Here is a 23,347-nt window from a genome sequence, read left to right as displayed (position 1 = left end):
CAATTTTTAATTATTTTTTATTGCTTTAGCTTGTTTCTCCGTCCAAGTTGAAATACAAGGAATTCTTTTTTTATCACATCTCATAGAATATTTTTTAGCTACTTCAAGAACCTCTTCTAATAAGCCATTATCAAGTGTGGTGGGATTAAGCCCTAATTCTATGAAACACTTGTTATCAACTATTAAATCATTTTCGACTGCTTCATTTCGAGGATTTGGTAAATAATTAATTTCGGCTCCAGTAAGCGAAGCAACTTTTTTAGCTAATTCACCAACCTGATGACTTTCTGTCATTTGATTAAAAATTTTGACTCTTTCTCCAGATTCTGGAGGATTTTCTAAAGCAAGTTGAACACATTTCACTGAATCTTTTATGTGTATAAAAGCTCTTGTTTGTCCTCCTGTTCCATGGACAGTTAATGGATATCCTATAGCTGCTTGCATTAGAAATCTATTAAGAACAGTACCATAATCGCCATCGTAATCAAATCTATTTGTCAATCTTGGATCTTTTAATGTTGTTTCTGTATTGGTGCCCCAAACAATCCCTTGATGAAGATCTGTGATTCTAATTAAATCGTTTTTATTGTAATAAAGAAATAATAATTGATCTAATGTTTTTGTCATATGATAAACACTGCCCGGACTTGCAGGATGAAGAATTTCTTCTTCAAAACGACTTCCATCTGGTTGAGGAACTTCAACTTTTAAATAGCCTTCAGGGATTGTTGCGCCTCTATGTGATCCATATCCATATACACCCATAGTTCCTAAATGAACGATATGAATATCTAAATTACTTTCTACAATTGCAGCAAGTAAATTGTGTGTACCATTGACATTATTATCAACTGTATATCTTTTCGTATAACTTGATTTCATTGAGTAAGGTGCGGCTCTTTGTTCAGCAAAATGTACAATCGAATCAGGTTTTTCCTCAATAAGTAAATTAAGTAATTTTTGGTATTGTTTAGAAAGATCAATATTGAGAAATTTTATTGGTTTACCACCAGTCTCTTCCCACGCAGAAAGTCTTTCGTTTATTGATGAAATTGGGGTTAAAGACTCCACTTCAAGATCAATATCTATTTTTCTTCGACTTAGGTTGTCAACTATAATTACTTCATGATTTTGTTCAGCTAAATTTACCGCACAAGGCCAACCGCAAAAACCATCTCCGCCAAGAACAATTACTTTCACTCAAAACTCCAGAATTGAAAAGGTCATCTTATATTTATTAAATTACTACAGAGTGCTTCCAAAATGCGAAAAAATATTGTAAAAAGTTTCAAATCTTTTTTTTCAATATATAAATTAGTTTTCATAAACCTTTTTTTTAGTTTTTGATAAAATATTTAAAGGCTTTAATATTACTTTTTCGAGATGTTTGTGAAAGGAGAACTAGCGCTTGCCAACCTCTGTTTTTCAATTCTTCCAGCCAGAAAGGCTTCTCTCCCAGCTCTTACCCCATGATTCATGGCTTTAGCCATTTTTAAAGGGTCTTTAGCCAAGGCAATTGCACTATTGATTAAAACCCCATCTGCTCCCAGTTCCATAGCTTGAGAAGCTTCACTCGGGACACCTATACCAGCATCAATTATTACTGGAATATTGGAATTTTCAATAATTATGGAAATATTAGATAGATTTAAAAGACCTTGGCCGGAGCCGATAGGTGATCCTAATGGCATTACTGTTGAACAACCTATCTCTTCTAACTTTTTAGCTAATATTGGATCAGCATTTATATAAGGTAGAACAATAAAATCTTTTTTTATTAAAATTTCAGCTGCTTTCAGAGTTTCTATGGGATCAGGTAATAAATATTTTTTATCGGGAATCACTTCTAATTTGACGAAATTATTTTCTTCTTGACCTGATAATTTTGCAAGTTCTCTTCCTAAAATTGCTATTCTCACTGCTTCATCTGCATTAGCGCAGCCAGCAGTATTAGGAAGCATCCAGAATTTTTCCCAATCAATTTTTTCTAATAAATTTTCACCATTTTGATGATTTTGCACTCTTCTAACTGCAACAGTTACTATCTCAGATTCAGTATTTAATAAACTTTCTACCATTACTTCTGCAGATGTGTACTTTCCTGTGCCTACCATTAATCGGCTTGAAAAGTTTTTACCTCCAATAATTAAGGCTGAATCTTCTTTCATTTTTAAAACCCTTTATCTTTTATTCCTTTATAAGGAGAGTAATTATTCCTTTGTTGTAGTTCTTTACTCTTCTTGATTGCTGTTTTGTTGTTTGGATCTATTAATAAAACTTTTTTATAAGTTGCATACGCTAATTCATATTCGAGTAATCGTTGTTGTGCTGAAGCAAGATTATTTAAAGCTACTGTATATTCTGGAAGAGATTTTATAGCTGAATTATAGTGTATGATTGCTTTTTTAAATTTATTTTGCGCAGCATAGGAAAAACCGAGAGCATTTTCTATGATAGCTTTTGCCTCATTAGGTTCATCATCATAATAATCAACAGCTTTTAAAAAAGTCTTAGTGGCCTCTGAATACAACCTTTTTTTAATTTGTATAGAGCCAAATTCATAAAGTTCACTAGCTTTTGTGAATGAATCTAGACCTTTTTGCTCAAATGTAACTAAATTTAATTCTTCCTTTCTTGTTCTAAGAAATTGTCGAAAGACAAAAACAGAAATTATTACAAGTACTACAAAAAGTATTATCAAATATGATTGAAAGGAAGATAGTTCCATTACTGATAAAATATATTGCTCAAAATTATATTCGTATAATTTATTTGCTTACAGCAGAAACTATTTTCTCAAAAGATTGTGGATCGTTCAAAGCTAATTGTGCAAGCATTTTTCTATTAATAATTATCTCAGATGTCTTTAATCCATTAATTAATTTGCTGTAATTCGTACCATTGATTCTTGCTGAGGCATTGATTCTTGCAATCCAAAGTCTTCGAAAATCTCTTTTTCTTCTTCTTCTATCTCTATAAGCATTACATAGAGCTTTCATTACTCTTTGGTTAGCAGTTCTAAATAGATTCTTGTTTCCTCCTCTGAAACCTTTTGCAAGATTAAGGATTTTGTTTCTTCTTTTTCTGGCTATGTTGCCTCTTTTAACTCGTGCCATAAATTTATTTTGAAAGTAACTTGAGCGCTTTTATGCGTAGGGAATCATTAATCTTACATTATCAGCATCTCTTTCATCAACAACAGCTTTTGTAGATAGATGTCTCTTCAATTTTGAGCTTTTGTGATCTAATAAATGATTATGGAAAGCTCTTCTTCTCATGAATTTACCCGTAGCAGTAGCTTTAAATCTTTTTGCTGCTGATTTACGAGTCTTAAGTTTAGACATTTCCTTTGATAACGTTTATTCTAGATAATCTAAACCTTTATATGCATTGGTGCAAATTAAAGTTTTGATTTGATAAGGAAATTTCCATCGTATGCTGCGCAGATTTAACTTTTTACATATTATTTATAGCTGTTATTTACTATGTTGTATTACACCAATATTTAAAATAAATTTGTATGCAAAAGAATCTTTAAAAATAAATCTTACTGAAGAATTAAAAAAAGGTAATTTTTTAATTGGATTAAAACAATATTTAGGAGCTAATACGGATAGTTTTTTTGAAAAACAAAATATCACGTTTATAACAAACAAAAATTTCATTACACTCCATTCCTCTAATGGTCTTAAATATAAATCTAAAAAAATAAATATTCTTTTTAAGAAGATTCCTTTGAAAACTCCTGTCGTAATTGAGAGAATTGTATTTGGTCCATTTGCAAGCTTTGAATCTGCTCAAAGGAAAGCTAAAAACTTAAAAGAAAAAGGTTATGAAGCTCTCGTAGCGTATCCAAAAAATTGGGAAGTTTGGATACCAATAAGTAAAAATGTTCCCAATAAATTGAACTATAAAATTTTCAAAAAATCTTATAGTTCAAAAATAGTTCCTTTTCTTATCAGTGAATATTCTCAAAAACAACTTCAGGGCCCGATATTCCTATCTTCATCAGATGAGATAAGAATTAATGATATTAATTTTGGGAAAAAGTTTTATTTAGCCAAAGATTCATACGGAACTTGGACGTTGATTCAGAAAATTAAATTTGATGATTATCTGAAAGGTGTCCTGCCATATGAGATAGGCTCTAATTCACCTTTAGAAGCTTTAAAAGCACAAGCAGTGATTGCCAGGACTTGGGCTCTTTATAATTCAGAAAGATTTAATATCGATAATTATCATTTGTGTATCAGTACTCAATGTCAAGTTTATAAACCCCCTAATATTAAATATAAAAATGTGAATAAAGCGATTATAGATACTTCTAATTTAATAATTACTTATAAAAACAAACCAATTAATTCCTTTTATCATGGCTCTAATGGTGGTTTATCAGCTAGTGCAAGCGAATCTTGGCAAATAAAAGATTACCGCTATCTTAATGCAATGATTGATGGTTTAGATCCTTTAAAAAAAACTTTTAAGCTTCCAATCAAAACTGGAGATGAATTAAACAAATTTCTTGATTTTGCAGATGAGAAGGTTTATGGTGACAGGCATTCTCTTTATCGATGGCAGAAAAAAGTTTCTAGTGAAATAATCCAAAATAATTTAATAAATAATCAATTGATTAAGGAGAAAGCAGATTTGGTTAATCTAAATATTATTGAGAGAGGTTCCAGTGGAAGAGTAATAAAATTAGAAATTAAGCTGAAAAATGTTCAAAAACCCATAGTTCTTATAAAAGATGATATTCGAAGAATATTGAGTTTTTTACCAAGTAATTTATTTATTATTAATAAATTAAATGATAATCTTTGGCTTTTTAAAGGAGGTGGCTTCGGTCATGGTGTAGGTTTGTCTCAATCAGGAGCGATCGAAATGGCTAAATTGGGTTTTACTTATGAACAAATATTGAATCATTATTATCAGGGAACAAAAATTAAAAAAATTGAGATATTGTCTCATTAACTAAAATAATAAACATAAGAAAGCATTCATGAACAACGGTTTTTACAAAAATCGAAGATTAAAATCATTATTATTTTTTGTTGTTTGTTTATCAGTAAGTACGATTCCTCACATTTTTCATTTTAAATACTTTTTATCTTTTACATTTGCGATTTCTTTTTTAATCGCATGTTATGGATTATATGTAATTTCAAAAAATCTAGATAGAAATGTTAGTTCAACAAAGAACTATAAGAAAATTTCTGATGATAACTTACCTACTTTAGATATTTTAGTTGCTGCAAGAGATGAGGAAAATGTAATTGAAAGATTAGTCGAAAGATTATTTAATTTAGACTATCCAACTAATAAGTTAAATATTTATATTATTGATGACGGCAGTTCTGATAAGACACCTTTAATTTTGGAAAGGTTATCGAGAGAGTTTGATAAATTAAAAATTATCAGTAGATCTGCAAATGCTGGAGGTGGTAAATCAGGAGCATTAAATTATGCTTTAAAGTTTACATATGGAGAATGGATATTAATATTAGATGCTGATGCGCAACTGAAAAAAGGCACATTACGAAGATTATTTAGTTTTGTTTATGAGGGATCTTGGTCAGCAGTGCAATTAAGAAAATCAGTCATAAATGTGAGTAAGAATTTTTTAACCAGTTGTCAATCTATGGAAATGGCCATGGATGCAATCTTTCAATATGGAAGATTATCTGTTGCTGGAGTATCTGAATTGAGAGGTAATGGTCAATTAATTAATAAAAAAGTTTTACTTAAATGTGGTTCGTTTAATGAAGATACAGTTACTGATGATTTGGATTTAAGTCTCAGGCTTTTACTTACTAAAGCAAAAATTGGGATTCTATGGGATCCTCCTGTTATGGAAGAAGCCGTTGAAAATATATCTGCTTTATTTTCACAGAGACAAAGATGGGCTGAAGGAGGTTTGCAAAGATTTTTTGATTATGGCGAACAATTATTATCAAAAAAAATTGAACTTATTCAAAAATTTGATTTAACCTTTTTCTTTATTTTGCAATACGCCTTACCTATTATCTCTATGATTGATTTGATTTTGAGTATTGCTCTAGCTGAATCGCCCAGTTATTTGCCAATCTCGATAACGGCATTTACTTTGTCGGGAATTGCCGTTTGGTATGGTTCTTCATGCAAAAGTGAAGGTCCAATTTTACAAAATCTCAATTTGATGATGATGTTGGTTTCTCTTTTATATTTGTCTCATTGGTTTGTTGTAATACCCTGGGTGACAATAAAAATGTCTATTTTTCCGAAAAAGATTCTCTGGAAGAAAACACTTCATACTGGTGTTTAACTTATTCATCCAAATCAATAATTTCTCCGTTAAAAAAATTTGCTAGATTTTTGGAATTGTCATCATAAAATTCTTTTTGAGGTTTTTCTATAGGGGTGTTGGAATTTTGAAAATTGGTATTTTGTATTTCCCTATTACTAGTTGATTTTTTAATTATTTTCTCTTGAGATTTTGCAGTATTATTAATATTAATTTTTTTGCTAGAAAAGTTAAGTTTTACTTTATCTCCACAAACTTTTTTTACAGCATTTTCAATTATTATTTTTCGACTTTTGATCATGTTTTCCCAGTTGGGAGATAATGCTATTAAAACTTCATTCGAATCAATACTTGCTAGTTCTGCTTGCTGAGAAAGTAACATTCTTGTCGAAGGCAATTCTAATTTAGATAGAATTAGCTCCCACTTTTCTTTTAAAAAGTCAGTTTGATTTGCATGCTCATAATTAGGCTGAATATCTTGATTATTAATTAATTCCTTTTTATTAATATCTTCTGATTCAGTTTGATTTGCATTTTCATAATTAGGCTGAATATCTTGATTATTAATTAATTCCTTTTTATTAATATCTTCTGATTCAGTTTGATTTGCATTTTTAGAAATGATTGTTTTATTAATTAATTCATCTTTATTAATAACCTTTTGATTTAAAGTCTCTTTATTACTTTGTCCATTATTAACTATGTTGTCTTCGATCTTATTTTCAATAAGGCTTGTTAAATGTACTTCTAACCATAATTTTGGATTATCACTTGTTTTGATTTGATAATCAATATTTTTAAGCTTGTTATGCCAATCAATTATCCTCATTTTACTAATGTTTTTAGAAAATTTATTTAATTCATTTTGAAAGTCAATGGAGGTATAGAAAATATCTGAATAATTGTTATTTAAAGTTTTCAATAATAGGTCTCTAGTAATATTTAATAAACCAACTAATATCTCATGAGGTTCATTTCCTGAATCATATAATTGATTGCAACTAATTAATAACGACTCTGGTTCATTGTAAATTAAGGCATTTATTAAATTAATTAAATCATTTTCGGATACTTCTCCAAGTAAGTTTTGAACATTTTTAGTAGTTACGCCATTAGGAAGAAGACTTAATTGATCTAGTAAACTTTGTGCATCACGCATTCCACCATTAGATCTTTTTGCAATTAATTTTAGTGCTTGATCTTCAAATTTAATTGATTCTTTATTCGCTATTTCTGAAAGGTTGTGGAAAATAGTATTTGAGCTGATTCTTTTAAAATCGAATTTTTGACACCTACTTTGAATAGTATTTATTACTCTTTCCGGATTTGTAGTAGCAAGAATAAAAACAACTCTTTCGGGAGGTTCTTCAATAGTTTTGAGTAAAGCATTTGATGCTGCAGTTGAGAGCATATGACATTCATCGATAACGTATACTTTCCACCTGGCTTGAGTAGGAGTGAATCTTGCTCCATCTATTATTTCTCTTATATTATCAACCCCAGTATTAGAAGCAGCATCAATTTCAATAATATCAAGGGCATTACCATCTGCAATTTGTTTACATAATTCGCATTTGCCACAAGGATTAGCCGTAGGCTGTTCACATGATAGACAATTTAATGATTTTGCAAATATTCGTGCACTTGATGTCTTTCCAGTTCCTCTAGGCCCATTAAACAGATAAGCAGGTGCAATTTTCTTAGATATTAGTGCTTGTTTAAGGGTTATTGATATAAATTCTTGACCAACTAGCTCATCAAGGTTGCTAGGCCTATATTTTTGATGAAAAGGTTTATGTATATTAAGCATTTATGATTATTAATTATATGAATAATCTTGAAATCATAGAGAGTTAACCTTACTTTTATGCAGATTCTTTAATAATCCTATGTGAACCTGCAGGAAGTTTAACAATTTTAGATGAGAACAGGTTGTCTACCATTTTTTTCGTAATGGTGAACTTAGTTACTTCTTCTTGTGATGGGAGTGTATACATTAAATCAAGCATTAATTCTTCAATTATTGATCTAAGAGCTCTAGCACCTGTTTTTCTTTTAAAAGCTTCATTAGCGATTGCTTCCACAGATTCGGGTTCGAAATTTAATTCAACATTATCCATACTTAATAAAGTTTTAAATTGCTTTACTAGTGCATCTCTTGGTTCAGTTAAGATCGATTCAAGAGTTTCTTTAGTGAGACGATCTAATACTGCGCATACAGGAATTCTCCCTATAAATTCTGGAATTAATCCATATTTGACTAAATCATCTAGTTCTAAATTCTTGAGAGCATCTCGAGAATCAACTAATTTTTTTGCATCTATTTTGCTTTCGTCTGAGTTGGTTGTAAATCCTATAGAGTGTCTTCCTAAGCGTTTTTGAACAATATCTTCTAAACCTATAAATGCACCTCCACATATAAATAAAATCTGACTTGTATCTATCTGTATACAATCATGGTAAGGGTGTTTTCGTCCTCCTTGAGGAGGGACATTTGCAATTGTTCCCTCAAGCATTTTTAATAATGCTTGTTGAACTCCTTCTCCAGATACATCTCTTGTAATTGATGGATTTTCACTCTTTCTAGCTATCTTGTCTATCTCATCAATATATATAATACCCTTTTGAGCTAAATCTACATTCATTTCTGACTTTTGTAGAAGTCTTAATAGAATATTCTCAACATCCTCTCCAACATATCCAGCTTCAGTTAGAGTCGTTGCATCAGCCACTGCAAAAGGAACATCAAGAAACTCAGCTAAAGTTTGTGCTAATAATGTTTTACCACTTCCAGTTGGACCAATCAGTAGGATATTTGATTTTTGAAGTTTAGTTGCATGACAATCGTTAGAATTATTGTCCTTATTTTCTTCTTTTAATCTCCAAGTTAACCTTTTATAGTGATTATAAACAGCAACTGAAAGTATTTTTTTTGCAGATTCTTGACCTACAACTTGGTTATCTAGAAAAGTTTTAATTTCCAGTGGTTTGGGAATGGAGGTTAATTCGAAAGGGATAGATGTATCAGGATTATTAATCGGTAATTTTTTCTTGACTTGTGTGGAGTTATTAAGTTTTGCCTGAGTATCAATTAATTCTTCATCGAGAATTTCATTACATAGGTCTATGCATTCATCACAGATGTATACCCCAGGACCTGCTATAAGTTTTCTAACTTGATCTTGTGATTTGGCACAAAATGAACATTTTAGATGGGCGTCAAATTTAGCCATCGATTATCAAAGCTTGTGAAAAATAAAAAAGGGTAACTATCCCTTATTATTAGGATTGCTTATAAATTTGGATTCGTCATCATATTCTTAAAATATTAGTTTTACTTGTCATTTTTTATAACTTTATCAATTAATCCATATTGCACAGCTTCCTCAGGTGACAGAAAATAATCTCTTTCAGTATCTTCATTAATTTTTTCTAAAGATTGACCAGTATGTTCTGACAAAAGAGAATTTAAAGTTTTTTTGAGAAATAATATTTCTTTTGCTTGTATCTCAATTTCTACTGCTTGGCCTTGAGCACCTCCAAGAGGCTGGTGAATCATAATTCTTGAATTAGGCAAAGCCAACCTTTTCCCTTTTGCGCCACCAGAAAGAAGGAATGCCCCCATACTTGCAGCCACGCCAAAGCAGATCGTGACAACATCTGGAGAGATCTGTTGCATCGTGTCGTAAATAGCTAATCCTGCAGTAACAGAACCACCGGGAGAATTGATATATATTTGAATATCTTTGTCAGGATCTTCGGCTTCTAGAAATAGAAGTTGTGCAACAAGTGAATCTGTTACCTGATCGTTAATTCCGGTTCCTAAAAATATTATTCTTTCCCTTAATAATCTCGAATAAATATCAAATGCTCTTTCTCCTCTTCCAGATTGTTCCACAACAGTAGGAATAGCAGATTTCGTGTTATTGACACTTTCAAGAGGACTCATTGAGCTGTGTATTAAATGTTTTTGTTTAGAATTCACTAAATTAATCTCTTTTATATCTAATTTAGAAGTTTTTTTCTTGATTAGTTAAATTTTTTATAAATTATTTTTTTTCTTTTTTCTTTTTATTCGGTTCACTTTTAGCTTGGCTTTCTTTCTTTGTCTTTGATTTTGTCTTTGATTTTGTAGTTGATTTTGTTACTTTTTCACTTATTTCTTTAACCGTTGAATTTTCTTCAAGCCAAGTTATTAACTTTTCTTTTAGAAGATCGTTAAGAACTACTTCTTTTAATTTCTGAATGTCAATTTGTTTTTGTGATTTAGAAATTTCATCATCATATTCCTTCATTTTTTGATTTATTTCTTTATCCTCGACTGTAATATTCTCACTTTCTGATAATGCTTTTAAAGCTAAATTTCTTTGAACATTTTTTTCAGCTTGAGGACGAGTTGATTCTGCTAAAGTTTTAACTAATTCCGGGGTAAAAGTTGATTTGATATCCATTCCTTGTTGGGCAAATCTTTGCGCTGTTTGTTCAATATTATTTCTTACTTCAATATCAATCATTGCTTTTGGAATCTCAGCATCTAATTCTTTGGATAATGCATCCATTAAAGCTTCAATTTTGATATTTTTTTGAGTGTTATCAAAATTTTCCTTTAATTGTTTTTCAATATCTTTTTTAAGTTCCTTTAATGAATCTTTATTTCCAGACTGTTTTGCAAAATCATCATTTAGTTCAGGCAATTCTTTCTCTTTAAGGTCTTTTAGACTGACTTCAAAGATTGCTTCTTTCCCTCTGGACTCTTCATGAGAGTAGTCATCAGGAAATTTGAGATTAAGAGTTTTATTATCATCGATTTTCATACCAACAATACCTTCAACGAACCCTGGAATCATTTTGTTCTTTTCTAATTCAAGATCCATTGAGTCACTAGATCCTCCATCGATTGCTTTTTTGGAATCTTTATAAATGCCTTTGAAACTCACTACAGCGATATCTCCTAATCTAGCGGGTCTATTAATAACTGGAATAATATTTGCTAGTTGATTTCTTGATTTTTCTAAAGCTTCATCTATGGATTTGGGGTCAAATTTTCTTTTTATAATCTCAACTGATAGGCCTTTTGATTTTTTTAATTTTAATGTGGGTGCAACATCAGTTTGAAGATTAATTTTTAAAGTTTTTTCCGGATTGAAATTCTTAAGTAATGATTCAAATCCATCAACTAATTCCGGTTCACTTAGTGGCTCTATTGATTCCATTTCTATGGCCTCTTTCCAAGATTTATCAATTATTTTTTCTAGAGCAGAGGCATATAGTTGGTTTATACCAATTCTTTGTATTAATACTTGTTTTGGAATTTTGCCAAGCCTAAATCCTGGGATTTTGGCTGAACGACTAATTGAATTTATTGTTTCACTGACGAATGATTTGCATGTATTAGATGGGATTTCTAATTCAAGAGCAATTCTACTTTGAGGCAGTGCGGTTGTTTTTACTATTAATGCTTCTTTAATCATGTTTGAGTTTTTTTAAATTATTACAATAAGCAGAAACTTAATTATTCCACATTAAGTGATTTCCTTGAAGTTAACTTTTTTGATACAGTAAGAGAAATATTAAATTCTGTAATTTTTTAAATTATATAGTGAGAAAATCTCCATTTTTGCCAAACAGGCCTTTAAAAATAGCTGTTTTGGGTTCTTCGGGTGCTGTTGGATCAGAGATACTCAAAATTCTTGAAGAAAGAGATTTTCCTATCTCAGATTTGATTTTGCTTTCATCTCAGCGTTCAGAAGGAAAAATAATTAAATGGAAAGGTGAAGAACTTATAACTAAAAAAGCTACAAAAGAAGAATTTTTAAATGTTGATTTAGTCCTTGCTTCTGCCGGCGGAAGTGTTTCGAAACAATGGATATCAACAGTCAAAGATCAGAATGCTTTATTGATTGATAATTCAAGTGCATTCAGATTAGAAGATGATGTTCCTCTTGTTGTTCCTGAAGTCAATGCTTCTGACGCCTTAAAGCATAATGGTGTTATAGCTAATCCGAATTGCACAACTATATTGCTTACTTTAGTTTTGGCTCCTTTGAATAATATTTCTCCTATTAAAAGAGTAATCGTTTCAACTTATCAATCTGTAAGTGGAGCAGGGCAATTAGCAATGGAAGAATTACAGTTTTTAACTAAGAAATATTTACAGGGAGATCCAAAAGAAAGTGAAGTCTTACCATATTCATTAGCTTTTAATTTGTTTCTACATAATTCACCAATGCTTTCAAATAATTACTGTGAAGAGGAGATGAAAATGACAAATGAGACTCGCAAAATATTGAATAATACTGACTTAAAACTTTCTTCAACTTGTGTAAGGGTTCCAGTTCTTAGGGCACATTCTGAATCAGTTAATATTGAATTTAAGGACATTGTTAAACCTTCATATGCTATTGATCAATTAAAAAAAGCACAAGGTTTAGAAATTATTGAAGATTATGCAAAAAATAGGTTCCCTATGCCCAACGATGTGATGGGAAGAGATAATATTGCTGTTGGCAGAATAAGAACTGATATAAGTAATCCGAATGGATTAGAATTGTGGTTATGTGGAGATCAAATAAGGAAAGGAGCAGCACTAAATGCTGTTCAAATAGCTGAACTATTGATTGCAAAAAAATGATTCCCAACAATACACAATTTTCTAATCCAATATTTGGAAGAATATTAACTGCGATGGTTACTCCATTTAAAGAAAATGGGGGGGTTGATTATGAGTTAGCTATTAAACTTGCTAATCACCTTTGTGAAAATGGCTCTGATGGCATTGTGCTTTGTGGTACCACAGGAGAATCTCCAACTCTTTCATGGGATGAACAGCATAATTTATTCGTTGCAGTAAAAAGTTCTTTAAATTCTAGATCGAAAGTTATTGTTGGTACAGGTAGTAATTGTACAAGTGAGGCTATAGAAGCCACCAAAAAAGCTTATGAATTTGGTGCTGATGGTGCTTTAGTGGTTGTTCCCTATTATAATAAGCCTCCTCAAGAAGGTCTTTATAACCACTTTAGTTCTATAGCTACTGCCGCAAGTGATTTACCTTTAATGTTATATAACATTCCCGGAAGAACTGGTTGTAATTTATTACCTACGACTGTAAACAAACTTATGAATTTTCCCAATATTCTCAGTATTAAAGCAGCAAGCGGTAGAATAGAAGAAGTGACTGAGTTAAGGGCAGCGTGCGGCCCTAAACTTTTTATATATAGTGGCGATGATTCATTATTGCTTCCTATGCTATCAGTAGGTGCTGTTGGTGTAGTAAGCGTTGCTAGCCACATTGTTGGGTTGCAGCTAAAAATGATGATTGAATCGTTTCAAAAAGGAGAATTCTCTATTGCCCTTGATATTCATGAAAAGCTGCAACCACTTTTTAAAGCACTATTTGAAACGACAAATCCAATTCCCATCAAAGCTGCTTTAGAACTAACAGGTTGGCAAGTAGGTTCTCCTAGGAATCCATTAACACCTCTTATTAAAGAAAAGAAAGACAATTTATTTCAGATAATTCAAAATCTGTCTTTGTAAATGCTTCTCTTAGAGCTTTAATAAAGTTACTTTGAATAAAATGCCCACAATTTTAGTTTGTTAAAATACTCTTATCATGAATTCAAATCAAACCAAATCAAATAATAATCAAAATTTATCTAAAGCAAAAAGATCGAATGAACCTGCGTTAAAAATTATTCCTTTAGGGGGTCTTCATGAAATAGGTAAAAACACATGTGTTTTTGAATATGAAGATGACATTATTTTGATAGATGGCGGACTGGCTTTCCCAAGTGATGGCATGCATGGCGTGAATGTTGTTATGCCTGATACTTCATATTTACAAGCTAATTTAAATAGATTTCGTGGGATGATAGTTACTCATGGTCACGAGGATCATATTGGTGGAATTTCTCATCATTTAAAGAAATTTAATATTCCTGTGATTTATGGACCACCTTTGGCAATCTCCATGCTTAAAGGAAAAATGGAAGAAGCTGGTGTGGCGAACAGGACAACAACACAGGCTATTAAACCAAGGCAAGTTGTAAGACTTGGTCAGCATTTTTCGTTGGAATTCATACGTAATACTCATTCTATTGGCGATAGTTTTTCTCTGGCTTTAACAACTCCAGTAGGTGTTGTTTTCTTTACTGGAGACTTTAAGTTTGATCATCTCCCACCGGATAAAAAACATGCTGACATTGAAAGAATGGCTTATTATGGAGATAAAGGTGTCCTTTGTTTACTTTCAGACTCTACAAATTCTGAAGTGAAGGGTTTTGTTCCCTCAGAAATTTCTGTTTTTCCAAATTTAGATCGAATAATATCTGAAGCTAAAGGTAGGGTTATGCTTACCACTTTCGCTAGTTCAACACATAGGGTTGCGATGGTGATCCAATTAGCAATGAAGCATGGACGTAAAATTGGATTGATGGGAAGATCTATGCTTAACGTTGTAGGTAAATGTCGCGAATTAGGTTATATAAAGTGTCCTGATGATCTTTTCTTTCCAATTAAAAGTATAAGAGATTTACCAGATAGAGAAACTTTGCTCTTAATGACAGGTAGTCAAGGAGAGGTGATGGCTGCTTTAAGCAGAATTGGAAGAGATGAACATCCCCACGTTAAACTCAAAACTACTGATACAGTTATTTTTTCTTCCAGTCCAATACCAGGTAATACAATTTCTGTAGCTCATAGTATTGATAGATTAATTAAATTGGGAGCTAAAGTTATTTATGGTAAAGAGCATGGAATTCATGTGTCTGGCCATGGATGTAGAGATGATCAAAGATTGATGTTGGCATTAATTAAACCAAAGTTCTTTGTACCTGTTCATGGTGAGTATAGAATGCAGGTTTTGCATGGTAAAACAGCTGAATCGATGGGTGTAGATCCCAACAATATATTAATCCTTGATAACGGAGATACAATTGAGCTTAGATCCGATTCCATGATACAAGGAGATCCAGTAAAGTCTGGAATTGAAATGTTAGATAATACGAGGACTTGTGTCGTAGATGCAAGAGCTCTTAAAGAGAGACAGCAGTTAGCCGATGATGGAATAGTTACCGTTTTAGCTCCAATAAGCACTGATGGTAATATGGTTGCTCCACCAAGAGTAAGTTTGAGAGGCGTGGTGATTTCAGCTGATCCACGAAAAATGTCCATGTGGACCGAAAGAGAGATAAATTGGGTATTAGAAAACCGTTGGAAACAATTATCAAGACAGACTAGTCCCAATAATTTTGAAGTTGATTGGATTGGGGTCCAAAGAGAGATTGAAAATGGTTTAACTAGAAGAATGCGTAGAGAATTACAAGTCGAGCCATTAATTTTATGCTTAGCTCAACCAGCACCAAGCGGAACCCGAGCTTACAAGCCTCAAATAGTTAATGAACAAAAGCAGCATCCTAAAAATAAACATTATCCAAATGTTAATAATCAAAATATAAATCGAAATCAAAATAATTTTAAAAATAATCAATCTACTAAAGATACAAATCAAGTAAGTAATAACCAACCTCAAAAAGATTCTGTATCACCTTCAGTAGCTAAGACGGAAGATGCGCCTGCGGGTAGGACTAGGAGAAGAAGATCGGCAGTTACTTCCTAGTTTTCTCAATATTAATGTAATTCTTATCCCAAATAATCTTTAATCCATTTGGTAAATTTATTTGGCCTCTATGTTTTTTAAAAATCGAAGAGACCAAATAAGTTATATTTTTTGAGCTTAATTGTTTTGCACAATCCTTCTTTATAAAAGTATTTAAAATAGTACATCTTGCTTCCACGCATAAGCCATTTAATAATTCTCTCTTTACACCATTTGTATCTTTACAAGATAGGAATGCAAGTTTACTGAGGTCGTCTTGTTCATTTTTAAAATTTCTCATTTTTTCAGCAAAATTATTTATCCTTGTAGAACAACCAGGATACATAGTTTCTAAAGTTGGAATAATTTTTTTTCTGATTAAATTTCTTTTTATTTTTAGATCATAGTTAGTTGGGTCTTCCCAAATAGGAATCTTCTGAAGTTGGCAAAATTTCTTAGTATCTTCTCTGCTGAATATTAACAATGGTCTTATTAAAAAAATGTGAGGTTCGAGCAATCTTTTTTTTTCGATATAACTTAGTCCAGCATAATTGCTTCCTCTAGCTAAATTTAGTAAAAATGTTTCAGCATTATCTGTATTAGTGTGCCCCGTTAATAAGTAAATATCAATTTCTTTTTGGTTCTCAATAAATAATTGATTTGCCCTTTCAGTTAATTTCTTATATCTCCAATCGCGTGCTTTTTCTTCAGAAGAAATAGTTTGTTTATTAGCGCGATCAAAAAAAAATGAAATATTTTTTTGATTACAGTAATTTTTCAATTCAAGTGCATATGTTTCAGATTTTTCGTGCCATTGATGATCACCATGCCAAATATTCACAAACCAATTATGTTGCATTTTCATGTCATTGATTAGGTTTAATAGAGCCATCGAATCCTGTCCTCCGGAAACTGATATTAATAGTTTTGCTCCATCTGGAATGAATGTTTTATTGCTCAAAATCTCTTTTTGTAGGAGATGATGCCAGGATGTCCAATTTTTTTGCGTTGAATTTTTATTAGACATATTGTTTAACTCAGATAATATTTTTAAAAAAATTCACTGTTTTAATAAAACAATGTCACAATCAGGTAATAAATTCATCAAGTCTATGAGTCTGATTAATCTTTTGCCACAAAAAATCCAAGAAGAGCTTAGAAGTAAAACTTTACTAAAAGTTATTTCTGGATTAAGTAATTTTGAAATCAAATCTGTTAAGAAAATTTCAGAAGCAGCTTTTATGGGTGGAGCTGATTTAATTGATATAGCTTGTAAACCTGAATTAGTTGAATCCGCGATCGAGATATCATCATTACCAATTTGTGTGAGTTCAATAGAGCCTAAATTATTTATAAATTCTGTAAAGGCAGGAGCTTCTCTAATCGAAATAGGAAATTACGATAGTTTTTATGAGAAAGGTATTACTTTTTCGGAGGACAAAATTTTAAATCTTACAAAAGAAACTAAAGATTTTTTACCTAATATTCCTCTATCAGTTACAGTCCCTCATACTATGCCTATTGATAAGCAAGTTGATCTTGCAGTGAAATTAGTTTTTGAAGGTGCTGATATTATTCAAACTGAAGGAGGTAAAAGTTCTAATCCGTACAGTTCAGGAATTCAAGGATTATTAGAAAAGTCAGTCCCTACATTGGCAGCTACTTATGCAATATTTAAGGAGTTTCAGCAACAATCTATTAATATTCCAATCATGAGTGCTTCTGGCTTAAGCGAAGTAACATGTCCTTTGGCAGTGTCATGTGGAGCTTCAGCAGTTGGAGTGGGATCCGTCGTTAATAAATTAGATGATTTATTATCAATGATTGCTGTTGTTAGAGGCCTAAAAGAATCTTTGAAAAATTCAATGATTAAAGAAAAAATTTCCTAACATATAAAAACTTAAGCTATTAGCTGAATGAATAACTATAAGCTTCAAGCACCCTATGAACCAAATGGTGATCAACCTAAAGCCATTAAAAAGTTAGTTCAAGGAGTTAATAGTGGTAAAGAGTTTCAAACTCTTTTGGGAGCAACTGGTACTGGAAAAACTTTCACTATTGCTAATGTAATCCAGCAAACTGGAAGACCAGCGCTTATTTTGGCTCATAATAAAACTTTAGCAGCTCAATTATGTAATGAATTAAGGCAGTTTTTTCCTAAAAATGCGGTTGAATACTTTATTTCTTACTACGATTATTATCAACCTGAAGCTTATGTTCCAGTAAGTGATACATACATAGCAAAAACTGCTTCAATTAATGAAGAAATTGATATGCTTAGGCATTCCGCTACTCGTTCATTATTTGAGAGGAAAGATGTAATTGTTGTTGCATCTATTAGTTGTATTTATGGTCTAGGAATACCAAGTGAATATTTAAAAGCTGCTGTTAAATTTGCAGTTGGTGAATCTATAGATTTACGTTCGTCTTTAAGAGCACTTGTAGATAATCAATACACAAGAAATGATGTAGAAATTACTAGAGGCAGATTTAGAATTAAGGGAGATGTATTAGAAATTGGACCAGCTTATGAAGATAGATTGATAAGAATTGAATTATTTGGAGATGAGATTGAGGCTATAAGATTTGTTGATCCATTAACTGGAGAGATTCTTGAGAGTCTTGATCAAGTTAGTGTTTACCCAGCAAAGCATTTTGTTACTCCAAAAGAGAGACTAGAGGCTGCCATTACTGCTATAAGAAATGAATTAAAAGAACAACTTGATAAGTTTGCTTGTGAAGGAAAGTTGTTGGAAGCGCAGCGCTTAGAGCAACGCACAAAATATGATTTAGAAATGCTAAGAGAAGTTGGATACTGTAATGGCGTTGAAAATTACGCACGACATTTGGCTGGTAGGGAAGAAGGTACACCACCAGAATGTTTAATAGATTATTTCCCAACAGATTGGTTATTAGTAGTTGATGAAAGTCACGTAACATGTCCTCAATTGCATGCAATGTATAATGGGGATCAAGCTAGAAAGAAAGTGTTAATAGATCATGGTTTTAGGTTGCCTAGTGCTGCAGATAATAGACCTTTAAAATGCGAAGAATTTTGGGAAAAATCTAAACAGACATTGTTCATCAGTGCAACTCCTGGCCAATGGGAGTTGGATCAATGCGAAGGCCAGTTTATTGAACAAGTTATTAGACCTACAGGCGTTTTAGATCCCATCATTGATGTGAGGCCTAGTGATGGACAAATAGATGATCTTTTATCAGAAATAAGAGTTAGAGCTAAAAAGAATCAAAGAGTACTGGTTACTACTCTTACAAAAAGGATGGCAGAAGATCTTACTGATTTTTTATCAGATAATAAAGTTAGGGTCAGATATTTACATTCTGAAATCCACTCTATTGAAAGGATAGAGATTATTCAAGATCTTAGATTGGGTGAATATGATGTATTAGTAGGAGTTAATTTGCTAAGGGAGGGACTTGATCTGCCTGAGGTTTCTTTAGTCGCTATTTTAGACGCAGATAAAGAGGGTTTTTTGAGAGCAGAGCGTTCTCTAATTCAAACTATTGGAAGAGCGGCAAGACATGTTGAGGGAGTTGCTTTGCTTTATGCAGATAATTTTACCCAATCAATGAAAAGAGCGATAGACGAAACTGATAGAAGACGGACTATCCAAAAAAAATATAATCAGATCAACGGCATCACTCCACAACCTGCAGGTAAAAAAATTGAAAATTCAATATTATCTTTTTTAGAACTTTCCAGAAAATTAGAAACTGGAGGATTCTCTAAAGATTTGATCAATGTTGTTAGTAATAAAACAGATGAAATTTTAAATGCTAAAGATAATCAATGTTTACTGGAAGAGATGCCTAATTTAATTGATAAGTTAGAAAATAAAATGAAAGAAGCAGCAAAAGAACTAAATTTCGAAGAGGCAGCAAATCTTAGAGATAGAATTAAGAAACTTAGGCAAAAATTATCTAGGAATAATTAATTAATTTTTTTTATTTATCTAATTCGAAATAAGAATGAATAGCATTTACTGCTTGGTCACAATCCTTTTCTAAGACAATACAAGAAGTTCTGATTTCACTTGTGGCAATCATTTCAATATTAATGTTTTTATTAGCAAGTGCTCTAAATATTTTCCCTGCTGTTCCGACCTTAGATGCCATTCCAGCTCCAACTGTGCTTACTTTGGCAATCGCAGGTCCATCTTCAACGAATGCTCCTGATAATTTTTTTGTTAAAGAGTAAAAAATTTTATTAGCTCTTGCTCTGTCTTGTTTATTCATAGTAAAACTTATATCTTTAGTTTTGAAAGATGTTAAGCTTTCAGATTGAACAATAGTATCAAAAATTAAATTACTCTCTGCTAGAGCTAAACATATCGAAGCTGCAACACCAGGTTTATCCGGTAGGTTTCGAAAGCTAACTTGAACTTGATTTTTATCTAATGCAATTCCTCTGACTTCGGGTTGATCCTCTCTTTCAAAAAGTGGATTAATAAATATTTGTTTATCAGATAATTTAAATTTTTCACCTACAAATCTTATAGCTTTTGGAATATTATCTATGTCGATTACGCAGCTGACTTTGATTTCGCTTGTTGCTATTAATCTTACATTTATGTTTGCTTGGGATAGAGTATCAAATAAATCAGCCGAGACACTTGGTCTTCCCATTATCCCAGCGCCTTGAATACTTAACTTTGTCATATTTGTTTTGAAATTATATTCCCCACCTAATTGATTTGTTATTAATTTACATTGCTCAATCGTTTTGGTTAAATCAAATTGATTAACGGTAAATGCGATGTCATTACTATTTCCATCATGTGTAGCTTGGATTATTAAATCAACATTGATGCTTGCTTCAGACAAGGTTTCAAATATTTGAGCTGCAATTCCAGGCCTATCAGGTAGTTTGGAAATACTAAAAACGATTTGTTTTTCTAATACTTCAAGACTATTAACGGTTTTTGTTAATTCTAACCCTCCTCTTTTGAGAGCCAAAGGCTTAATGTTGCTATGTAGAAGAGTGCCCTTTGAGAGGGTTTGACTAGATTTAACATATAATTTTATTCCATAATTGCGAGCAATTTCTACAGCTCTTGGATGGAGTACTGATGCACCAACACTTGCGAGTTCTAGCATCTCTTCACAACTTATAACATCTAATAATTTCGCATCAGATACTATCCTTGGGTCAGTTGTAAGAACTCCAGGAACATCTGTATATATCTCGCAAGTTTCTGCACCTAATGCTGTGGAAAGGGCTACTGCTGAAGTATCTGAACCGCCCCTGCCCAAAGTTGTGATTTCCGTTGTTCCTGTATGACTAAGAGTTGAACCTTGAAAACCAGCAATAACCACAACATAACCTTGATTAATATAATTTTTTATACGTTCTGTTTTGATATCTAGAATTCTTGCTTTCCCATGAATAGATTCAGTAATAATGCCAACTTGGCTACCGGTCATAGATATTGCAGGGATCCCATATTCGTTTAATGACATTGATAGAAGTGCCATAGATACTTGCTCACCTGTAGAGAGGAGCATGTCTAATTCCCGCCTATTTGGATTTTTGCTGATTGATTCTGCTAATTTATTTAATTTATCTGTAGAGTTGCCCATTGCAGATACAACTACGACGATATCATTCCCAGCTTCTTTACTTTGAGCAATACTTTGCGCAATAGCCTTAATTTTTGTAATGTCACCAACCGAAGTGCCGCCAAATTTTTTGATTAATAAAGCCATATTTTAATCATAATATAAATTTTCTAACTTAATATTTGGTTAACTTAAGTTAACGAGATGTTCTGTAAAAACATTAAAGGGATTATTACCTTTTTTTAGTGAGAATTCAATATCTAATAAATTACTCATCAATTTAATTAAGAAATTTGAGGATGTATTATTTACTTTCTTACGGATAAAAAAGATTCTTTTTGGATTTGATATATTAGCAATCTTACATATTGTTGGTAAATCTTGCTCACCTGATTTATGAAGTAACTTTACTATGGTATGAATTCTGATTTGACTTATTAATCCTGCATTAAGCCTTAAAGCAGGCTCGCCTTTTTTTAATAAATAATGAATATCGATAAGACTTTCGTTAATATTATTTTGTAAAAGATGATCAATTATTTTAAAAATATTTGATTGATGATCATTAAATATATTTTTAATTTCATCAACTTTCAGAATAAGCTCTTTAGTTTCGTTCCTATTGGATGCAGATAAATATATCTTCGCTTTAGCTAATTCGTTCCTTAAGTTAAAACTATCATTTCCTATTGATTTCATAATTAATTCAGCAGCTCCTTCCCCTAGTTGAATATTCATTGAATTTGCTGTGACTTCTAAGTATCTTTTCTGGCCTTCATAATCCCAGATATCTGGTAATGAAAATGAAGTTTCAAGTACTAAATCTTTTTTAATTAAATTTTGAATGAATTTGGTACTTTTTAGTCTTGAGTCTGGTTTTTTGATGTTTTGCAAAATAAAGTAAGTATTATCTGGAATATTTTGATAAATTTTTTCGAATTTGATCCTTATATCCTCATTTTTGTTAGTAAATATTGGGTTATTTTTTAATACAACTACTCTTGATCCATCGCCTAAAGGAGGTGTTAGTATTTCATCAAATGCTTGTTTTATTTGGTTATCGTCATCACCATTTAAATAGCTAACGTTTATTTCTATCCAAATTTTGGATACCTTTTGATCAATTATTTTTTTAATAAACTTATTACATGCATTTAAATCGTTTCCCCAAATTATTTGTATTGGCATATTGGATAAAAAAGAGCCTTATTACAATTATGCTTACTTTTAATATAAGATAAATTTAATTTTAATGATAAAAGATCATCCTATTTTTTTAGAAAGTATTAGATTTATAAGATCTAATTTGATTGAAAATAATTTTAATTATTTAGAAAATAAAGTTTTAGAAAGATTAGTGCATACCTCAGGTGATTTTAATATTCAGAAACTCTTGGAATTTAGCGAAGGTGCTTGTGAAAAAGCTGTGAAATCCCTAAAAGACGGCGCACCAATACTGACTGATACTGATATGGCAGCAGCAGCTATAAAATCAATGGCAAAAAATACAAATGGAAACTTAGTTGTTTCGGCGAAACAATGGTTTGATGATAAAAACTTTTTAGGATTGACTAAAACTGCTTATGGGATAGAAAAAGGTTGGATTGAATTGTCTACCAAAAATGTAGGAAGTCAATCACCAATTATTGTGATTGGAAGTTCTCCAACAGCATTAGTTAATTTATTAAAGATTCTGACAAATTCAAAACAGATTCCTAGTTTAATTATTGGAATGCCTGTAGGTTTTATTGGGGTAAAACAAAGTAAAAATAAATTACTTAATACCAATTATCCAAGGATTGTCGTCCAATCAACAAGAGGAGGCGCTGCAATGGCGGCAGCAGCGGTTAATGCCTTATTGAGAGAAACTATTTAAACTATTGTTTATATTA

20 protein-coding genes are annotated in these 23,347 nt (G+C 31.6%); 8 read left to right on the top strand and 12 right to left on the bottom strand.

The genetic code is table 11. The features are described 5' to 3' along the window. Positions 1-6: 6 nt before the first annotated feature. From P9515_RS08910 to rpmI, 5 genes are all read right to left on the bottom strand, one after another. Positions 7-1,200 (bottom strand): NAD-dependent epimerase/dehydratase family protein, encoded by a 1,194-nt coding sequence (locus tag P9515_RS08910; RefSeq protein ID WP_011821146.1) that lies wholly within the window; start codon positions 1,198-1,200, stop codon positions 7-9. A gap of 170 nt (positions 1,201-1,370) precedes the next feature. After that, positions 1,371-2,168, bottom strand: coding sequence for a thiazole synthase (locus P9515_RS08905; protein WP_011821145.1), 798 nt, complete (start codon positions 2,166-2,168; stop codon positions 1,371-1,373). A gap of 2 nt (positions 2,169-2,170) precedes the next feature. Further along, on the bottom strand, positions 2,171-2,728 hold the full coding sequence (locus P9515_RS08900) for a hypothetical protein (protein ID WP_011821144.1): 558 nt from the start codon (positions 2,726-2,728) through the stop codon (positions 2,171-2,173). Between the two features lie 40 nt (positions 2,729-2,768). Continuing rightward, complete coding sequence (rplT, locus tag P9515_RS08895) at positions 2,769-3,116, bottom strand: 50S ribosomal protein L20 (protein ID WP_011821143.1); 348 nt, start codon at positions 3,114-3,116, stop codon at positions 2,769-2,771. Positions 3,117-3,146: 30 nt separating this feature from the next. Continuing rightward, entirely contained in the window at positions 3,147-3,344 is a 198-nt protein-coding gene (gene rpmI, locus P9515_RS08890; protein WP_011819271.1) for a 50S ribosomal protein L35, read from the bottom strand. 91 nt (positions 3,345-3,435) lie between these two features. On the opposite strand from rpmI, the gene P9515_RS08885 reads away from it, so the two are divergent. Both P9515_RS08885 and P9515_RS08880 read left to right on the top strand, forming a co-directional pair. Then, the gene (locus tag P9515_RS08885; protein ID WP_011821142.1) at positions 3,436-4,971 is read left to right on the top strand and encodes a SpoIID/LytB domain-containing protein; all 1,536 of its coding nucleotides are present in this window, start codon (positions 3,436-3,438) and stop codon (positions 4,969-4,971) included. Positions 4,972-4,999: 28 nt separating this feature from the next. After that, on the top strand, positions 5,000-6,301 hold the full coding sequence (locus P9515_RS08880; protein ID WP_011821141.1) for a glycosyltransferase family 2 protein: 1,302 nt from the start codon (positions 5,000-5,002) through the stop codon (positions 6,299-6,301). 1 nt (position 6,302) lies between these two features. Here P9515_RS08880 and P9515_RS08875 read toward each other — a convergent pair whose 3' ends face one another. From P9515_RS08875 to tig, 4 genes are all read right to left on the bottom strand, one after another. Then, the gene (locus P9515_RS08875) at positions 6,303-8,090 is read right to left on the bottom strand and encodes a DNA polymerase III subunit gamma/tau (RefSeq protein ID WP_011821140.1); all 1,788 of its coding nucleotides are present in this window, start codon (positions 8,088-8,090) and stop codon (positions 6,303-6,305) included. Between the two features lie 55 nt (positions 8,091-8,145). Next, a complete protein-coding gene (gene clpX, locus P9515_RS08870; RefSeq protein WP_011821139.1) occupies positions 8,146-9,513 on the bottom strand; it encodes an ATP-dependent protease ATP-binding subunit ClpX in 1,368 nt (455 codons plus the stop codon). 101 nt (positions 9,514-9,614) lie between these two features. Further along, positions 9,615-10,229, bottom strand: a complete 615-nt coding sequence (clpP, locus tag P9515_RS08865; protein ID WP_011821138.1) for an ATP-dependent Clp endopeptidase proteolytic subunit ClpP — start codon at positions 10,227-10,229, stop codon at positions 9,615-9,617. Between the two features lie 100 nt (positions 10,230-10,329). Further along, complete coding sequence (tig, locus tag P9515_RS08860) at positions 10,330-11,751, bottom strand: trigger factor (RefSeq protein ID WP_011821137.1); 1,422 nt, start codon at positions 11,749-11,751, stop codon at positions 10,330-10,332. Between the two features lie 128 nt (positions 11,752-11,879). Here tig and P9515_RS08855 point away from each other — a divergent pair, with 128 nt between their 5' ends. The 3 genes from P9515_RS08855 (at position 11,880) to P9515_RS08845 (ending at position 15,896) form a co-directional block, all read left to right on the top strand. Further along, entirely contained in the window at positions 11,880-12,911 is a 1,032-nt protein-coding gene (locus P9515_RS08855) for an aspartate-semialdehyde dehydrogenase (RefSeq protein ID WP_011821136.1), read from the top strand. Next, a complete protein-coding gene (gene dapA, locus P9515_RS08850; RefSeq protein WP_011821135.1) occupies positions 12,908-13,816 on the top strand; it encodes a 4-hydroxy-tetrahydrodipicolinate synthase in 909 nt (302 codons plus the stop codon). Before P9515_RS08855 ends, dapA begins: the two co-directional genes overlap by 4 nt. Positions 13,817-13,892: 76 nt before the next feature. Continuing rightward, entirely contained in the window at positions 13,893-15,896 is a 2,004-nt protein-coding gene (locus P9515_RS08845; RefSeq protein WP_011821134.1) for a ribonuclease J, read from the top strand. On the opposite strand, the gene tilS is transcribed toward P9515_RS08845, so the two are convergent. After that, complete coding sequence (tilS, locus tag P9515_RS08840; RefSeq protein WP_011821133.1) at positions 15,886-16,902, bottom strand: tRNA lysidine(34) synthetase TilS; 1,017 nt, start codon at positions 16,900-16,902, stop codon at positions 15,886-15,888. The genes P9515_RS08845 and tilS overlap by 11 nt on opposite strands. An 85-nt stretch (positions 16,903-16,987) precedes the next feature. Between tilS and P9515_RS08835 the strand changes: the two genes are divergently transcribed. Both P9515_RS08835 and uvrB read left to right on the top strand, forming a co-directional pair. Next, the gene (locus P9515_RS08835) at positions 16,988-17,764 is read left to right on the top strand and encodes a DUF561 domain-containing protein (RefSeq protein ID WP_041710804.1); all 777 of its coding nucleotides are present in this window, start codon (positions 16,988-16,990) and stop codon (positions 17,762-17,764) included. Between the two features lie 27 nt (positions 17,765-17,791). Further along, positions 17,792-19,831 carry an excinuclease ABC subunit UvrB gene (uvrB, locus tag P9515_RS08830; protein ID WP_011821131.1) on the top strand — a complete coding sequence of 680 codons (2,040 nt, stop codon included), beginning with the start codon at positions 17,792-17,794 and terminating at the stop codon, positions 19,829-19,831. Positions 19,832-19,841: 10 nt separating this feature from the next. Here the strand turns inward: uvrB and P9515_RS08825 are convergent, their stop codons facing one another. Both P9515_RS08825 and holA read right to left on the bottom strand, forming a co-directional pair. Beyond that, entirely contained in the window at positions 19,842-21,602 is a 1,761-nt protein-coding gene (locus P9515_RS08825) for an aspartate kinase (RefSeq protein ID WP_011821130.1), read from the bottom strand. Positions 21,603-21,641: 39 nt separating this feature from the next. Next, positions 21,642-22,643, bottom strand: a complete 1,002-nt coding sequence (gene holA / locus P9515_RS08820; RefSeq protein WP_011821129.1) for a DNA polymerase III subunit delta — start codon at positions 22,641-22,643, stop codon at positions 21,642-21,644. Between the two features lie 64 nt (positions 22,644-22,707). On the opposite strand from holA, the gene P9515_RS08815 reads away from it, so the two are divergent. Continuing rightward, the gene (locus tag P9515_RS08815; protein WP_011821128.1) at positions 22,708-23,331 is read left to right on the top strand and encodes a precorrin-8X methylmutase; all 624 of its coding nucleotides are present in this window, start codon (positions 22,708-22,710) and stop codon (positions 23,329-23,331) included. The last annotated feature ends 16 nt before the right edge of the window (positions 23,332-23,347 follow it).

It is taken from the genome of Prochlorococcus marinus str. MIT 9515 (genome assembly GCF_000015665.1).
GTDB lineage: Bacteria > Cyanobacteriota > Cyanobacteriia > PCC-6307 > Cyanobiaceae > Prochlorococcus_A > Prochlorococcus_A marinus_P.
The sequence above is the reverse complement of the archived record's forward strand: the minus strand, read 5'-3'. Positions and strand labels throughout refer to the sequence as shown.

Coding starts and splice junctions, on each gene's coding strand:
- P9515_RS08885 (WP_011821142.1), top strand. CDS start 3,436: ATGCTGCGCAGATTTAACTTTTTACATATTATTTATAGCTGTTATTTA.
- clpP (WP_011821138.1), bottom strand. CDS start 10,229: ATGAGTCCTCTTGAAAGTGTCAATAACACGAAATCTGCTATTCCTACT.
- rpmI (WP_011819271.1), bottom strand. CDS start 3,344: ATGTCTAAACTTAAGACTCGTAAATCAGCAGCAAAAAGATTTAAAGCT.
- uvrB (WP_011821131.1), top strand. CDS start 17,792: ATGAATAACTATAAGCTTCAAGCACCCTATGAACCAAATGGTGATCAA.
- P9515_RS08880 (WP_011821141.1), top strand. CDS start 5,000: ATGAACAACGGTTTTTACAAAAATCGAAGATTAAAATCATTATTATTT.
- P9515_RS08835 (WP_041710804.1), top strand. CDS start 16,988: ATGAGTCTGATTAATCTTTTGCCACAAAAAATCCAAGAAGAGCTTAGA.
- P9515_RS08905 (WP_011821145.1), bottom strand. CDS start 2,168: ATGAAAGAAGATTCAGCCTTAATTATTGGAGGTAAAAACTTTTCAAGC.
- P9515_RS08845 (WP_011821134.1), top strand. CDS start 13,893: ATGAATTCAAATCAAACCAAATCAAATAATAATCAAAATTTATCTAAA.
- P9515_RS08900 (WP_011821144.1), bottom strand. CDS start 2,728: ATGGAACTATCTTCCTTTCAATCATATTTGATAATACTTTTTGTAGTA.
- holA (WP_011821129.1), bottom strand. CDS start 22,643: ATGCCAATACAAATAATTTGGGGAAACGATTTAAATGCATGTAATAAG.
- tilS (WP_011821133.1), bottom strand. CDS start 16,902: ATGTCTAATAAAAATTCAACGCAAAAAAATTGGACATCCTGGCATCAT.
- rplT (WP_011821143.1), bottom strand. CDS start 3,116: ATGGCACGAGTTAAAAGAGGCAACATAGCCAGAAAAAGAAGAAACAAA.
- tig (WP_011821137.1), bottom strand. CDS start 11,751: ATGATTAAAGAAGCATTAATAGTAAAAACAACCGCACTGCCTCAAAGT.
- P9515_RS08815 (WP_011821128.1), top strand. CDS start 22,708: ATGATAAAAGATCATCCTATTTTTTTAGAAAGTATTAGATTTATAAGA.
- clpX (WP_011821139.1), bottom strand. CDS start 9,513: ATGGCTAAATTTGACGCCCATCTAAAATGTTCATTTTGTGCCAAATCA.
- P9515_RS08875 (WP_011821140.1), bottom strand. CDS start 8,090: ATGCTTAATATACATAAACCTTTTCATCAAAAATATAGGCCTAGCAAC.
- P9515_RS08825 (WP_011821130.1), bottom strand. CDS start 21,602: ATGGCTTTATTAATCAAAAAATTTGGCGGCACTTCGGTTGGTGACATT.
- dapA (WP_011821135.1), top strand. CDS start 12,908: ATGATTCCCAACAATACACAATTTTCTAATCCAATATTTGGAAGAATA.